This is a genomic window from Sphingobacterium tenebrionis (assembly GCF_037126265.1).
In the GTDB taxonomy this organism is placed as follows: Bacteria; Bacteroidota; Bacteroidia; order Sphingobacteriales; family Sphingobacteriaceae; genus Sphingobacterium; species Sphingobacterium tenebrionis.
Map to the genome: position 1 here is coordinate 258,890 of NZ_JAYLLN010000001.1, position 14,256 is coordinate 273,145.

Genomic DNA, 14,256 nt, shown 5'->3' on the forward strand with positions numbered 1-14,256 from the left:
GTTAAAATTAATCAAAATTTCAACAATCCTGCGTTGCCACAACGTAAAATAATCATGCCAATTGTCAAAAATTCGTGGTTTTAAGTTTATTTAACCAAAAATCGCCATTCATTCTCACATTCCTCCATACTGGGTCAGGTGATGTCTATACGGATGGGTTAATGTGGGCTGAAAAAGGACATGGGTATTTGGACAGCACTGTTATAGGGCGGCGAGGCTTCAAGGGAAGACTTCTCGGCGCAATCGCCAATAGTCCACTAGAGCGGATTCTGCTTCTTTATAATCCCCCAATTTCATATAGGTGTCCCCCAGTTTATCGGAGATGGCCAACTGAAGGATTTTATTGTTCTCCCGATTGGCCATGGACATGGCTCTTTCCAGTTCCAGTTTGGCCACACTATAATTCTGCTGGACATACTTGGAATACCCCAGCATATATTCCATTTCGGCCAAATCGTTCTGGTAATCCCTGGAAATGGCAAGCTCCCGGGCCTGGATAAGGAACCACTGCGCCTGGGTGTGTTTGTTCTGAATCTGGTAGATCCTTGCCAAACTTGTCCATGCGTTGACTTTTCCCATGGTATCCTTGATCTTATTGTATAGGGGGATGGCCTTTCTGATGATCGTGTTCTCCGCTGCACGGTAATTCCTGCGGTCCGCCTCGCTGCGTGCTATGGCGACTAGGATATCAGCCTGGTCCTTTATATCTCTGTTGATGGATGCACTGCTCAAGTAGCTCTCCTGCAGGGCAGTGGCTCCATTGTTGTCCCCGATATACAGCAGGGTGTTTGATAGGTTGAACTGGAGCGCCATACGTTCGGATCCGGGCTGCAGACCGCTCATTCCGGACCTCAGGACTGAAATGGCCTTGGATGTCTCCCTGTTCCTAAGAAGTTCAAGGGCAAATTCGTTGGCGATCCCTGCTGCCAGGGGCCTGTTGTTGTTCTGTTGTAGTTTATTGATCAATTCCTCCCATTGCTCTGTGGAGCTGGGCAATGGTTTGATGTTCTGAAGGATATACCCTTTGTTGGAGGTGCTCCTAAATCCTTCAATGAGTTTTTGGTAATCCAGATGGTGAGAAATGGAGTCAAAGAAGTCGGATTTCTCCCTATAAGTATCCACCAGTACCTCTTGCTGGCTCCTTGGTGCAGGGAGAACGTATACTTCGGGACCAATGCCATCGAAGTCTGTGTTGTACTTTGTGACAAATCCAGATGGGTCCAAGGGTACCATGCCAGGTGTCTGGGCATGCGCCATCATCCCTATGATACAGGTGCCCACCAAGGCCAGCCAATATTTTTTCGATAAATCCGGAATATAATTCATATGGTCCAAATCTACAAAAAAATGTACTCAGTAGGAAAATTGCATATTGGCGATGGATGTCCCAACTGGTTAGCTTACAGAAAAATCACTTTTCAGGTTATCGGTTATGTCTTACGCGCGGAATCCCGGTGACAAGGCTCATACAAAAGAATGATCCATGCTATTGACTGGATGTATAAATAATCGGATGTTTGATCCATAAACCTTATAAGAATGGAATTCGGAATCAGAGAGATTACTTCGGGGGATCCGGTCGTTTCGGGCCTGCCACAGGACTGGCAGGACTCCCTGTACAAGATCCTGTTCATCAATGAATCCGGCTGCAGCCTAAGGGTTAACGGAAAAAAACTGGAGCTAGAACCCCTAAGCCTGGTCTTCCTTGCAAAAGGCATAGGGATTGCCCCTTGCAAAGGGGAGTCACGGATTTTCCAGATGCTCTATTTCTCCCAGGGGTTTGCTGCCCGGACCGAGGATGAACTTTCCTTTTTGCTGAGCTTTGGACCACTTCAGAAAAGTTTGCAGGGGTATACCATATTGAAGCTCACAGAACAATATTCGAGTTACTACCATTTAATGGTCAGCCATCTGGAAATGGCAAGGTGCAATTACAACCGTGCCATCTACCGGGATCTTGCCTTCAATATGGTAAGGCAGATCCTGTTGATGGGACATATCTATCTGCAGCAGTCTGAGTATGCTCCAGTGCACTCTGCCGATAACGAGTCCAGACTGGTCAGCGAGTTCCGTATCCTTGTCCAGAAGTCAGTCAAGAGAGAGAGAAAGGTTTCCGGATATGCCGACCAGCTCAAGGTAAGCCAGCGTAAACTCACGCAGATCACCAAGAGGATAACAGGCAGGACCCCTAAGGAGCTGATCAACGAGCATCTGGGTGACCTGGAAAAACGGATGCTAGCCGATGGGGACAGGAGCATAAAGCAGATTGCCTGGGACCTTGGCTTCAGGGATGTGAACAATTTCAGTGCCTCATTTTCCAAAAGGTTCGGTATATCACCCAAGGAATTCAGGAAAAAATGGAGATTGTAACATTTGTGGGTCAAATCGATTTTTTTTTTATCCGGTGGGCCCATGTGATGAAAAAAAACTATATTTAGTCAATCAGAAAAAGGAGGGGAAATGAACAGGATCATATTATCTTTGTTGTTGTTGATCGGAGCCGGCATCATGGTTTCCAATGGGCAGAGCGTAAGGTTGAACATCGTACTGAACCGCGTCCAGAACCTCACCATCCATCCACAGCAGGAGCAGATCACGCTCTCATATTCCAATATGGATGATTATAGGCAGGGGGTCCAGAGCCTACAACTTGCCCATATTTCTCTGTTCAGTACCGAGGCATTTGAGGTCAAGGTCAAACTTGCCAACTCCGAGTTCATCAGTCTGGATAGCGGACCAGGTCGCAGACATCCGCTCTCTGGAATCAGGATGAACGCAAGGGCTGTCGTCCATGATGGGGACCTCTCGATGAACCAGGTCAGCCTGGATAACCGAGAGTCGGTCTTTATATCTTCCGGCCGTCCGAACCTCGGGGCCACATTCGATGTGACCTATATCGGTCCCAGCGGTAGCGACCTCCTTGACCTGGCATCCCAACAGCAGGCCCTCACACTGACCAATGACATCCTGTACAGTATCGAGACCAGGTAGGGCTCTTCAAGGTCCCCTTTGTGCAAATGGGGATTGTGGATGGTGGTACCTATGCTCTCAGTGACATTCCTGGAAATCGATCTGATGCCCATCCGGATGGTAGCGTACGTTTGTAGAGATGTGACTACAAAAATTCCAACGGAACGTTTTTCATAATTTTTAAGCATAAAATCATACTTTTTTTTAGGCAGATACCTCTAGTTTTGCATCATCAATTTCAACCGGCATCCAAACATGGTAGGGTTGAAATAGAATCTTGAACAAACTTAACTAGATAGAAAAAATGAAAAAAATGATCCTGATCGCTGCAGTTATCCTAGCTGGCATCAACATGGTGAACGCGCAGACAACTTCCGGTAGCGCAAAAGTAAAAGTAAACGTTATCCTTAACCCTTTCCAGACCATCAGCATTGGTTCCGGTGCTGGGCAGGACGGTCCGGTGAGCAGTGGGTATGATGATGAGGTTACCTTGGAATATAAAAACACCCAGGACTACAACAATGGAGTGGAGAAGAACGTCCTAAGGCAGCTCAAAGTTTCATCCGTTGGCTCAGGTTATCAGGTGAACGCAACCCTTTCTGATGGGGCAAAGCTCAAGAAAGCCCAGGGGAGTGGTGAGGATCTAGTGGATGCCAGCCAGGTGCTGAAGATTGCCGTTGGCAATAAGCAGACCCTGGATGCTGCTGCAAACATGAGCTGGGGTCCATTCGGCAGCTCCAGCGGAGCGGAATCTTCCGTACTTGACCAGGAGATCGATGTAAAATATATCGGAAAGCCGATCACGAATGCAGATCTTCTCAGAAAGATGTTGAACAACAAGGAATCCATTGCGAAATATTCAGTGGATGTGGTTTACACGATTGCTGCAAACTAATCATCCAAGAAGTTTTTCTGAAAAGCAGGGCCATTTGGGATGGATCCCTGCTTTTCTGTATACCTGGTAAAATTATATTATAGCATGAAATTTATATACGTTTTCTGCCTAATGGTGCTCTCGGGGATTCATTGTGGCTACGCCCAGACAGGTCTTACTGCGGGTCCCCCCAGGATCTATTTTGTATCGGAGCAGGGACAGGAGCAGGTCCAGTTCGTGGAGGTGAGCAATCCAAGTGCGGACTACGAACTTCAGTTGGCCGTTTCGTTCGAGGACTGGTCCTATTCGGAACTGGGCGAGAACCAGCTCTCAACGGGTGGGTCGCTTTCCAATTCATGTGCCGATTGGTTATCCGTTTCAGAAAAGTATTTTTCGCTCAAGCCCGGAGAATCCAAACGTATCCAGCTCCGGATGAAGGTCCCGGAAAACGGGGTGGTGGATCCGGATGTTCCGGTTCATACAGCCATGCTGTTCATCACCCAGATGAACCCAAGGGCCCGCCAGGAACGGGATGGGGCGAATATCCGGCTTGCGGTCCGCTCAGGGATCAAGGTCTACCATAGATTTCCGGCAAGGGAGTCGATCGATCTGGAAGTCACCGATCTCAGGCCCATACTTCTGGATAGCCTTGGACGATACCTGGAGGTTAGTTTCCGCGTTGAGGGGAACGTTTGGGTCGAAGGAAGGATCAGGGCCGAGTTCCTGAACCAGCAGGATGGGAGCAAGACCCAATTGCAGGACATAAGTCTGTACAGCCTGCCGGGGGACCGAAGGAAACATTACATCCCGATACCCCAGGATCTCTCCAAGGGCAAGCACCTGGCTTCTGTGATGTTCCTTTTCGAGGACCAGGACCTGGTGAAGATCGCAGAAATCGAGTTCAATTCGGAGGAGTGAGATGGGTGGATGCTGCAGATCCTTCGTGGGTTTTATTTTCTTATACCTAGTGAACCTTGGCCAGTTGGGGGCTCAGGTACAGTTCACTGTGTGGTCGGATAATTATTTCCAGGTCAGTTCGTACCTTGGAAGGACCACTCCAGAGCGATTCAATTCCTTCCAGTTCAATATCTCCGGACAGAGCACCAATGTGCCCAGGTGGAGCATTGGGGTCAGGGTACTTGAACCGATCGTTCCCATTTCCGGAGGGCCCAACCGGTCGGGTAGGGCCTTCCCAAGCGAAAGGATTTCGCTGCAGTGGACCCTGGATGACAACCAGTCCGTTTTTTCCCTCGCCGGAATTGGAGCATCACGCAATCCGATTAAACTTCAATCCTCATCTGAGGTCCGGTTGATCGAATCCTCCGGCCAGCCATTGGCTTCGCATGGATCTCATTATGTTCAGTACAGGCTTTTCGGCCTACTGAAGGTCGAGCCGGGCAAGTACCTGGAGGAGTACCTCAGTACGGACCAATATAGGCATATCAAGTACAGGATCCCATTGGTCTTCACACTGTATGATGCTCAGGGGAAGGTTTTGGGTATGCAGCGGGTGAACTATGAAATGCAGATGCCCCCCAACCTTAGCGATGGTGGAATGGTCGATGTAGAACCGGATTTCGGATTCTTTTTCTCTCCCCAGACTGCCACGGCGAATTTGGAGTTCAGGAATTCCAGAGATTATGCACAGGGGGTCTCCCTGACCATCAATGATGCCCTCAAAGTGAATTCCGCGACTGATTTCGAGGTCAGGGTCAGCTCGATGGATAGTGAATTCAGAGGGGTTAATTCGTCTTTTATTCCAGTTTCCATCCTTTCGGTTCAATTACTGCCGGGCCAAGGCGCGATAATTCAGTCGAACCCCAGGACTATAATCTCCCAAAACGAGTCCCTATTGGCAAGCTGTCTTTCCTCGGATAAGGGAGTCGAACGCAGATTCCATCTGGAGTACCAGGCAAAACCGACCATACAGCAGATCAAGGGGCTCTCCATGGGGAGCTATCAGGTCTCCATCCTCTATCTTTTATTACCCAGGTAATGAAGGTAAAAGTAACCATCAAACATGTTTTTTATATCCTGGAGGCCCTTTGCCTGACCATCACGTGCTGTTATGCCCAGAGCTCGAAAGAATGGCCGCAGATAACCGTCCAAAGGGAAATGAGCGTGCATCCAGGGATCAATTCGCTTGATCTGAGCATCAGTGCCTCCAAGGTCGAAGGCTTCAAGGGCTCGGTAAGGCTGGCTCTTCCCCAGGGGGCAGATGTTCTAGGTCGGGAACTGATACCATTGGAGATCGGGGAATCACAGGTGCGTTATTTTTCCATCAAGTTCCGTATGGCAGGGCTTCACCTGGCCCAGGATAAAGAGGCGATCCTGGAACTCATGGACTCCACGGGCAGGATCAGGGAATCTGTAGGGATCAGGCTTACGGTCCCCTCCAGACGTTTGGTGAGGATGGCAAACGAGACCCTGTTCCAGTACATCAGGCAAGTGGGTGATTCCATTGAGACCAGGGTCAGGGTCTCCAATCTGGGAACCCGGCGCGAGGTGGTGAAGATCGTATACTCCTCTGATGACAGGATAGGTAAAGCAGAATTCCTCGAATCCACCATTGAACTGGACCCGGGAGAAGATACCCTGATCAGGCGCTCGATCATCGTGGAAAGGTATATACTGCAAAGGAGCCAATATACCGTGAATGTGAGCGGAATGTACCAGAACAGTGATCTGGTGGACAATATTTCTCTTGTCTTTACCAGCCTTTCCTCCCATCGGGACTTCGCCAGGATGTTCCCCAGTGATGCATCAAGGGCATGGCAGACCCCTAATTTTATGGAACTGCAGGCGGACAATCTGGCCAGTCCGCTGCCAACCTACCATCTCAGGGCACAGGGGGACTATACGCTGATGGGGAGCAGGACGCACTTCGGTGCGATGATGTACCATGTGAACGGCATGTCGCGGCCGGTCATCAGCAATACCTACATGGAGATGGCCCTGGGAGGGCATGTGCTCACACTTGGAAACATCCAGGAATCCCTGGAGATGCCAGTGTATGGAAGTGGGGTCCGGTATTCCCATCGGGATACCTCTAAAACGATCTCCTATACCCTGGCGCTGCTGGAGAGATCCTCCGACCTTCTTGCCGGACTATACGGACAAGGGCTAGGCCATGCGGCATACGCAAAATTTGAAAAGTGGGTACGCCCTGCCGGTAGGATGGCATACCAGGCAGAGGTTGTGATGGAACGGAATGATCTAGACAGTACCAGAAGCCTTTTGGTTTACAACCAGTTCGATCTGTTGGCCGCCAGGGCTCCAAGAGGTGCCAGTCTGAAGGGCAGACTTGGTTTTGGACTCCATGGTCTCCAGGGTGAAGGGGAAGGGCGCCGGCACTTTATCCCTTCGGCTGCCGGTGGGCTCAATTTTACATGGCAGCCCGGGAAATGGCAGCTCAACAGTGAAGGGTTCTACAGTTCCCCTTACTACCCCGGGAACCGAAGAGGGACCCTGCAGGTCATGAACAGACTATCCAGGAACTGGAGAAAGGCCAATTTGAGCTTGGACCAGACCTTCATGGACCAGAATCCGAGCTACCTTTCGTTGAATTCCTTCCTTTACCACCAGCGTTCCTCCAGGATCTCTGCTTCAGTCTTTGCCCCCTTAACTCCACGGATGAACATTGGCCTGGTCCCCAGGTTGCTTTCCGAGCAGACCAGATTGCAGACGGCCCTTGGCGAGAGCATACTCCAGACCAGGTCAATGGGACTGCTGTTCTCTGGGAATCTACGATCTTCTGATCTGAGGCACCAATTTAACTTCTCCCTGGAGAACGCTCTTGTCGACCGAAAAGGACAGGATCAAACCGGTTGGGCGATGCGTGCGGACCTTGGATATTCCTATGGCGAGTTTGCAATGAACGGTTCCTACCAAAAGGGAGCCATGCAGTCATTGGATCTGATTGGAAGCAGTTCAATGGTGGGCCAGCCCGACCGTTTTTCGGTCAGTGCCCGGGTGGGGGGTAAGCTCCTGGATGGAAGGTTTGGGTGGAATGCCGGATCCATGGCCTTTCTATCCAGCAGCAACGGGGATAGTTATGGCGTCAACCTGGACCTGAGATACCGTGCCATGCCACGAACGGAAATCCAGGGGAACCTCCAGCTGAGTAGGAACTCCAATGGGAGAGGGGATGCCTTCATGTACAACAACCTCCGTCTGGGCGTTCGCCAGATCCTTCCCTACAGGGATCCGATGTCCCCACGGATCAAACGGGGGAATATCCAGGTGCAATGCTTTTTCGATAGTAACGGAAATGGGATCTTTGATCCCGATGAAAAACCAGCGGGGTCCTATAACTTTTCAATGGGGGATTTCCTGCTGACGACCGATCAGCAGGGGCTATCCACCTTTTCCTCTCTTCCCTATGGGACCTATAAACTGTACTTTCCCCCTCGGGAACAGTATCTTGCCGAAACCAGGATACTTGATCTTGACCATAGGAAGGTGGAACTGCGGGTTCCTCTGCGTCTGGGGGGTGAGGTCCGGGGACGCCTTGCGATCGACTATGTCCCGGGCATCAGCAGAAGGGTAGATTATGAACTTAGGGACATCCGTGTCCTTGCTCTCTACGATGGTGGGAGGTACGAAATGATGTGCGATTCCAATGGGGAATTCAGGGCAAGCCTGCCAGAGGGGACCTACAGCATCCAGGTGGACCTGCAGAGCCTACCTGCGGACATTGTCCATAATGGGATGGGGACCGAGGTGCACCTGCGGCCAGGTAAGATCGCTGAAGTGTCCGTTATACATCTTTCTGTACGAGCAAAAAGGGTAGAAGTGAAGAGGTTCGGTACTCCGTGATTTTGGTAATTGGATCCGTCCGCACATGAAAGGGACCAGATCCCCCAGGGCCAATGGGATGTTCCAGTCAAGGTACATCCCATTGCCAGGGTATAATAGTTTAAGTGTTGGATCAGAGTATGTCGTTTTCTTTCTCGCCCTGTGGGAATAATATCTCCATTAATAGCAGGTAGTATCCCTTTTCCAATCCCAGGCTTTTGGCTTTTTCTTCGAGCGTTTCCATATGCTGTCTTAATTTTGGTCCGATAATATATTTCCATATGCCAAATCCAGGCCAAAATCCATCGAAATGATTATCAGGGATTTTTTTTGGATTTTCGTGCCACACGATGATTCTTTTTAACCAAATGGTCTGCCATATTGATTCATATGTAAAAAAATCGACCGACCGGAAAATAGACGAAGGTCGTGATGTATAGTTTTTAGGACAAATATTCCCGTTACGGTTCCACTTAGCATATTATTTAACCCTGAGGACAGTTGTCCGGTGATTACAACATTGGCGCAAGGTTCCCTGGATCAACACCTTTTAAAATCAAAAAATCGTATAATTGTATATGTCTAAGATACCTCTGGCCGAAAGGATGCGGCCTAAAGAACTTTCGGATTACATCGGCCAGGAACATATCATGGGTAAGGGGGCCGTTCTCCATGACGCTATCAGCAGCCAGAATATCCCCTCGATGATCCTATGGGGGCCTCCGGGTGTCGGAAAGACCACACTTGCCCTATTGATCGCCCATTCGCTGGATCGCCCGTTCTATTCGCTTAGCGCGGTACAATCAGGGGTGAAGGATGTCCGTGAGGTTATCCTGAAGGCCGAGCAGATGAGCGCCTTCAACCAGGAGCGTCCCATCCTGTTCATAGATGAGATACATAGGTTCTCCAAATCACAACAGGATTCCCTCTTGGGAGCTGTGGAAAGGGGGACGGTGACATTGATCGGGGCGACCACGGAAAATCCATCCTTTGAGGTTATCTCTGCGCTTTTATCGCGCTGCCAGGTCTACGTACTGAGGGAGCTCGGAAAAAAGGACCTTGTCCGGATCGTGGACCGCGCCATCCAGGATGATGAATTCCTCAAACAGGAAAATCTAAAAATTGAGGAGTACGAAGCCCTGTTGCAGCTTTCGGGAGGAGATGCCAGGAAATTACTGAATATTCTGGAGCTGGTGAGCAAGGCAGCAGGGCATCTGGGTCAACCCTTGACCAATGAGTTTGTCGCTAAGCACGTGCAGCAGAACCGGCTTCGTTACGATAAGGACGGCGACCAGCATTACGATATCATATCGGCCTTCATCAAATCCGTCCGTGGTTCCGATCCGAATGCGGCTGTCTACTGGTTGGCCAGAATGATCGAAGGTGGTGAAGATCCAAAATTCATTGCCCGTAGGCTTCTTATCCTTGCCTCTGAAGATATTGGGAATGCCAATCCCAATGCCCTTCTATTGGCCAACAACTGCTTTCAAGCGGTGAACGTGATCGGATGGCCGGAATCAAGGATAATCCTTTCGCAAACAGTGACGTATTTGGCCAGTTCGGCCAAAAGCAATGCGGCATACGAAGCCATTAATAAAGCCCAGGCCCTCCTAAAGAAAACGGGAAACCTAACCATTCCGATCCACTTAAGGAATGCCCCTACCAAGCTCATGAAAGAACTCGATTACGGTACGGATTACCTTTACCCACATGCCTATGCCGGGAATTTCGTGGAACAGGAATTCATGCCCGATGAACTCAGTGGACATAAATTATACGATCCGGGGAAGAACCCTGCGGAGGATAAATTGCGACAAACGTTAAAGGAGAAATGGAAAGGTAAATATGGCTATTAGATTTTTGTTTACATTTGTGTATTGGGCAATAGGAATTTCCGATTTCTAATCATATTTATGAAAGCTTAGCATGCTAGAAACTTTTACAACGATCGATTTTGAATTGGCGACGGCAAAATACAATAGCGTTTGTGCTGTGGGTATTGTGAATGTCGTAAGTGGAGAAATCAGCAATGAATTTTACAGTCTGGTACGACCGCCAGAGAATAAATACATGTGGCAGACCTCCCGTGTCCACGGGATAAAGCCCAAACATACAGCAAATTCACCTTCCTTCATCCAGATCTATCCGATCATAAAGGAGATGATCCAGGGCCAGCATATGGTGGCCCATGATGAACTCTTGGACCGATCGGTACTGAAAGAGACCATGGAGCACTATGGACTGTGCTATCCGGAGCTGATGCTGCCGGATATCTGGGACTGTACAAGCAAGATCTACCGTTCCTACGGCTTTGAGCGGACCAAATTGAGCATATGCTGCGAACTTATGGGCGTTGAACTCAAGCACCATGATGCCCTTTCAGATGCCAGGGCGACCGCAGAACTTTTCCTGAAAAAGGATGCCGCCATGGAAATGATGAGGTCAGGGAAGGTCTACTAACTTGGCAGTCCATTTTATTATTAATCAAATATTATTACTTGCCAAGGTGAACTATTTCCTTTTATAAAGGTTATCCATTAAAGGATCGTTTTCATCTAGCAAAAGATTAGGGGAAGTCCCTAGACCAATACATATGAGTAAAATTATCAACGTTATACTTTCAGGCGGTGTCGGCTCCCGGCTATGGCCATTATCCCGTAAATCAAGACCAAAACAATACCTTCCTATTTTTGAAGGCAAGACCCTATTTGGACTGACCGTCGAAAGGAACCTCGAGGTTTCCTCGAAAGTCATCCTGGTGGGCTCCAGTTCCAACAAGGACCTGGCCGAACCATATCTGAAAAATGTAGAACACGATATCATCGCGGAGGCTGCCCCAAGGAATACGGCTGCTGCCATTGCCTTCGCCGCTTTCCATGCCGAACCGGATGATATCCTGGTGGTGACCCCGTCGGACCACCTGATCGAAGGCCAGGAAGCCTATGCGGAAGCCATCAACCAGGGGATTATGTTTGCCCAGCGGGGGTTCATCGCGACGTTCGGTATCATCCCCACGAGACCGGAAACCGGATATGGCTATATCGAACACGATCAGAACAACGTTCTTTCCTTCCGTGAGAAGCCGAACGAGGATACCGCAAAGGAATTCCTGAAACAAGGGAATTTTCTCTGGAATTCAGGTATCTTCTGCTTTAAGGCAGGGGTCTACCTGGAGGAGTTGATGCGTTTTGAGCCAAAACTCTACAATGCATCAGAGGTGGCATTCGAGTATGCAGTGGACCTTGTCCTGGATGAGGACCATTCGATGAAGATCCCATCCAAGAGTATCGATTATGCCGTGCTGGAAAGATCGGACCTGATCAAGGTCGTCCCTGCCAGTTTTGAATGGTCGGATATGGGCGCTTTCGATTCGCTTTATACCTATTACAGGACCAAAGGGCACAAGCAGGATGAGAATGGCAACATTGTTGTTGGATCAAAAAAGCACACGGTATTTGTAGGGCTCAGCAACTGTATGCTGATCAGTACGGAAGATGCGGTTTTGGTCCTGGATAGAAGTCGTGCGCAAGATGTTAAACAGGTTTACGAAGCCTTAGAGAAAGATAATTCCGGATTGGTGTAGATACGTGTTGTATCGTTTAAGTATCTGATTGTAGCGTTTAGGGTTCAGACTTCGTTAAATACTTTATAGAAGCGTATTAATACTGTATTGCTTTTGCTACAAGTAGCCTGTAAACCAAACAATTTTTTACAAAGAAATACAACAACATGGGATTCTGGTCAAATTTATTTGGAGGAAACGAGAAGAAAAGGTCGCAGAGCGGTTCTCACCATAACAAACTAGCATGGATTGGTTGGGATATGCACAATCATATCCTGCCAGGAATTGATGACGGAAGTCAGGATGTCGAACAATCCATTGAATTGATAAAAGGACTCCAAGAATTGGGAATCCATCGTAGTATCTCCACGCCACATGTCATGGCCGGTGTGCATAACAATACTCCGGAGAGCATTTCCGGAGCGCATGCAACCCTTCAATCCGCATTAAAAAATCAGAATATAGACTTCCAATTGCACTTCAGTGCGGAATATATGATTGATGATCAGTTGGATCAGTGGATAGAAAGCAATAAACTTTGCTTAATGGGTGAGAAATACATGCTGATCGAGATGTCATACCTTTCGGAATCCAAAGGTTTGTTCAGTATCATCAAATCCATCCAGGATAAGGGATATCAGCCCATCTTGGCACATCCCGAACGTTATAACTATTACCATAATAACTTTAAGATCTTTCAGGATATCAAGAATGCGGGCTGTATGCTGCAGCTGAACCTGCTTTCCATCAGTAAATATTATGGCGAGAACGTAAAGACCGCCTCACTCACGCTGATCAGATCCGGTATGTATGATTTTGTGGGTACCGATATGCACCATACCAGGCATCTGGAGGCTTTGAAGCAGGTGGTGAGCAAGTATGATGTACAGGATCTGCTGAAAGGGAATCCGATCAGAAATGCGAACCTTTTTTCGGATAAGGTGAGGAATATAGCTTGATGTTCGATCTTCGATCAGAGATCGAAGATTAGATGAGAGATATTAGATAATAGATAATAGAGGAGAGATGCCGTGGGCATCTCTTTTTATTTTTATCCATTCTGGTTTTATTTCATGATCGACATATGTTTTAATGCAATTAGTGTCATCGTAAGTTTGTAGAAAAGTTATAGGAATTAAAGAGACAGAATATAATTTTGTATTTCATTTAGGATACAGCGAGAGAGGGAGTAAGATTTTTAATCGTCATTGGTCCTTGAGAGACCCTTCGCAATGTTAATCCCCCTCTCTTATTCCTATCATAAACTTGGACAGTTCATTAGGCCAGGAGCCTGTTTTTACGATTGATAAGTTATGATAAGAGCTGCTGTGATCCACAAATATGATATACAAATATGGTAACAGGTATTGATTGTTCAAAGGATTATTTTGACATTTCTGTCCAATCGGGAGAGAAAGAGGTTTTCAAGGGTCGTTTCCGTAACGACCAAGCGGGTTTTGTGGAGGCCCTGGGCCACATGCACGGCAGCCATATAGCGATGGAGGCCACCGGTCCCTATTACTTCCGGCTGGCAAGGTTCCTCTGGGAGAGGGATGAACGTGTCTCGGTCATCAACCCCCTTGTCATCAGGCGTTTTTCCCAGATGACCCTGGCCAGGACCAAGACCGACAGGAAGGATGCCCAGCTCATCGCCAAGTTCACCAGCATGACGGAACCTGCCCAATGGAGGCTGCCGGAGGAACATGTGCTGAGGATCAGGAACCTGGAGGGCTATATCAAGGGACAGAAGGAATGCAGGAACCTTCTAGGGAACCAGCTCCATGCATATGAATATGCTGGGACACTGGACCCCTCGCTCAGGAAGACCATGGAGGAAGGGATCAAAGTTTTTGATGAGAACATCAATGAACATGAAAGACAGATCCAGCAGATCATCATGGAGAATTACGGGGAACTCAACGCGAACCTGCGGAGCATACCGGGAATAGGGCCACGCAGCGCAGCACTGCTTATCATCCTGACGGACGGTTTCAGTCGGTTCGAGGGGCACAGGCAGCTGATATCCTATTTCGGACTGGCGCCCAGGATATTC

General features: G+C 48.5%; 13 protein-coding genes. 11 read left to right on the top strand and 2 right to left on the bottom strand.

Annotated elements, in window-relative coordinates; genetic code table 11:
- Positions 1-219 precede the first annotated feature (219 nt).
- Positions 220-1,326: a tetratricopeptide repeat protein gene (locus VJ786_RS01115; protein ID WP_336557087.1), complete on the bottom strand. Its 1,107-nt coding sequence runs from the start codon at positions 1,324-1,326 to the stop codon at positions 220-222.
- Between the two features lie 213 nt (positions 1,327-1,539).
- Between VJ786_RS01115 and VJ786_RS01120 the strand changes: the two genes are divergently transcribed.
- The 4 genes from VJ786_RS01120 to VJ786_RS01135 all read left to right on the top strand — a co-directional run bounded on the left by VJ786_RS01120 (position 1,540) and on the right by VJ786_RS01135 (position 4,762).
- Positions 1,540-2,370, top strand: a complete 831-nt coding sequence (locus VJ786_RS01120) for a helix-turn-helix domain-containing protein (RefSeq protein ID WP_336557088.1) — start codon at positions 1,540-1,542, stop codon at positions 2,368-2,370.
- 90 nt (positions 2,371-2,460) lie between these two features.
- Positions 2,461-2,991 carry a hypothetical protein gene (locus VJ786_RS01125; protein WP_336557089.1) on the top strand — a complete coding sequence of 177 codons (531 nt, stop codon included), beginning with the start codon at positions 2,461-2,463 and terminating at the stop codon, positions 2,989-2,991.
- 283 nt (positions 2,992-3,274) lie between these two features.
- Positions 3,275-3,865, top strand: coding sequence for a hypothetical protein (locus VJ786_RS01130; RefSeq protein WP_336557090.1), 591 nt, complete (start codon positions 3,275-3,277; stop codon positions 3,863-3,865).
- Positions 3,866-3,949: 84 nt separating this feature from the next.
- Entirely contained in the window at positions 3,950-4,762 is an 813-nt protein-coding gene (locus VJ786_RS01135; protein WP_336557091.1) for a fimbrial biogenesis chaperone, read from the top strand.
- Positions 4,763-4,864: 102 nt separating this feature from the next.
- Here VJ786_RS01135 and VJ786_RS01140 read toward each other — a convergent pair whose 3' ends face one another.
- A complete protein-coding gene (locus VJ786_RS01140) occupies positions 4,865-5,119 on the bottom strand; it encodes a hypothetical protein (RefSeq protein ID WP_336557092.1) in 255 nt (84 codons plus the stop codon).
- A gap of 184 nt (positions 5,120-5,303) precedes the next feature.
- Here VJ786_RS01140 and VJ786_RS01145 point away from each other — a divergent pair, with 184 nt between their 5' ends.
- From VJ786_RS01145 to VJ786_RS01175, 7 genes are all read left to right on the top strand, one after another.
- Positions 5,304-5,840 (top strand): hypothetical protein, encoded by a 537-nt coding sequence (locus VJ786_RS01145; protein WP_336557093.1) that lies wholly within the window; start codon positions 5,304-5,306, stop codon positions 5,838-5,840.
- A complete protein-coding gene (locus VJ786_RS01150; RefSeq protein ID WP_336557094.1) occupies positions 5,840-8,662 on the top strand; it encodes a hypothetical protein in 2,823 nt (940 codons plus the stop codon). Before VJ786_RS01145 ends, VJ786_RS01150 begins: the two co-directional genes overlap by 1 nt.
- A 557-nt stretch (positions 8,663-9,219) precedes the next feature.
- Positions 9,220-10,497 (top strand): replication-associated recombination protein A, encoded by a 1,278-nt coding sequence (locus VJ786_RS01155; RefSeq protein WP_336557095.1) that lies wholly within the window; start codon positions 9,220-9,222, stop codon positions 10,495-10,497.
- A gap of 70 nt (positions 10,498-10,567) precedes the next feature.
- Positions 10,568-11,101, top strand: a complete 534-nt coding sequence (locus tag VJ786_RS01160) for an exonuclease domain-containing protein (protein ID WP_336557096.1) — start codon at positions 10,568-10,570, stop codon at positions 11,099-11,101.
- A 133-nt stretch (positions 11,102-11,234) separates the two neighbouring features.
- Positions 11,235-12,224: a mannose-1-phosphate guanylyltransferase gene (locus tag VJ786_RS01165; RefSeq protein ID WP_336557097.1), complete on the top strand. Its 990-nt coding sequence runs from the start codon at positions 11,235-11,237 to the stop codon at positions 12,222-12,224.
- A 146-nt stretch (positions 12,225-12,370) separates the two neighbouring features.
- Positions 12,371-13,162, top strand: a complete 792-nt coding sequence (locus tag VJ786_RS01170) for a tyrosine-protein phosphatase (RefSeq protein WP_336557098.1) — start codon at positions 12,371-12,373, stop codon at positions 13,160-13,162.
- 395 nt (positions 13,163-13,557) lie between these two features.
- Positions 13,558-14,256, top strand: a 699-nt coding sequence (locus VJ786_RS01175) for an IS110 family transposase (RefSeq protein WP_336557099.1), incomplete at its 3' end; no start/stop codon positions are given.

Coding starts and splice junctions, on each gene's coding strand:
- VJ786_RS01130 (WP_336557090.1), top strand. CDS start 3,275: ATGAAAAAAATGATCCTGATCGCTGCAGTTATCCTAGCTGGCATCAAC.
- VJ786_RS01150 (WP_336557094.1), top strand. CDS start 5,840: ATGAAGGTAAAAGTAACCATCAAACATGTTTTTTATATCCTGGAGGCC.
- VJ786_RS01155 (WP_336557095.1), top strand. CDS start 9,220: ATGTCTAAGATACCTCTGGCCGAAAGGATGCGGCCTAAAGAACTTTCG.
- VJ786_RS01125 (WP_336557089.1), top strand. CDS start 2,461: ATGAACAGGATCATATTATCTTTGTTGTTGTTGATCGGAGCCGGCATC.
- VJ786_RS01135 (WP_336557091.1), top strand. CDS start 3,950: ATGAAATTTATATACGTTTTCTGCCTAATGGTGCTCTCGGGGATTCAT.
- VJ786_RS01160 (WP_336557096.1), top strand. CDS start 10,568: ATGCTAGAAACTTTTACAACGATCGATTTTGAATTGGCGACGGCAAAA.
- VJ786_RS01170 (WP_336557098.1), top strand. CDS start 12,371: ATGGGATTCTGGTCAAATTTATTTGGAGGAAACGAGAAGAAAAGGTCG.
- VJ786_RS01165 (WP_336557097.1), top strand. CDS start 11,235: ATGAGTAAAATTATCAACGTTATACTTTCAGGCGGTGTCGGCTCCCGG.
- VJ786_RS01120 (WP_336557088.1), top strand. CDS start 1,540: ATGGAATTCGGAATCAGAGAGATTACTTCGGGGGATCCGGTCGTTTCG.
- VJ786_RS01115 (WP_336557087.1), bottom strand. CDS start 1,326: ATGAATTATATTCCGGATTTATCGAAAAAATATTGGCTGGCCTTGGTG.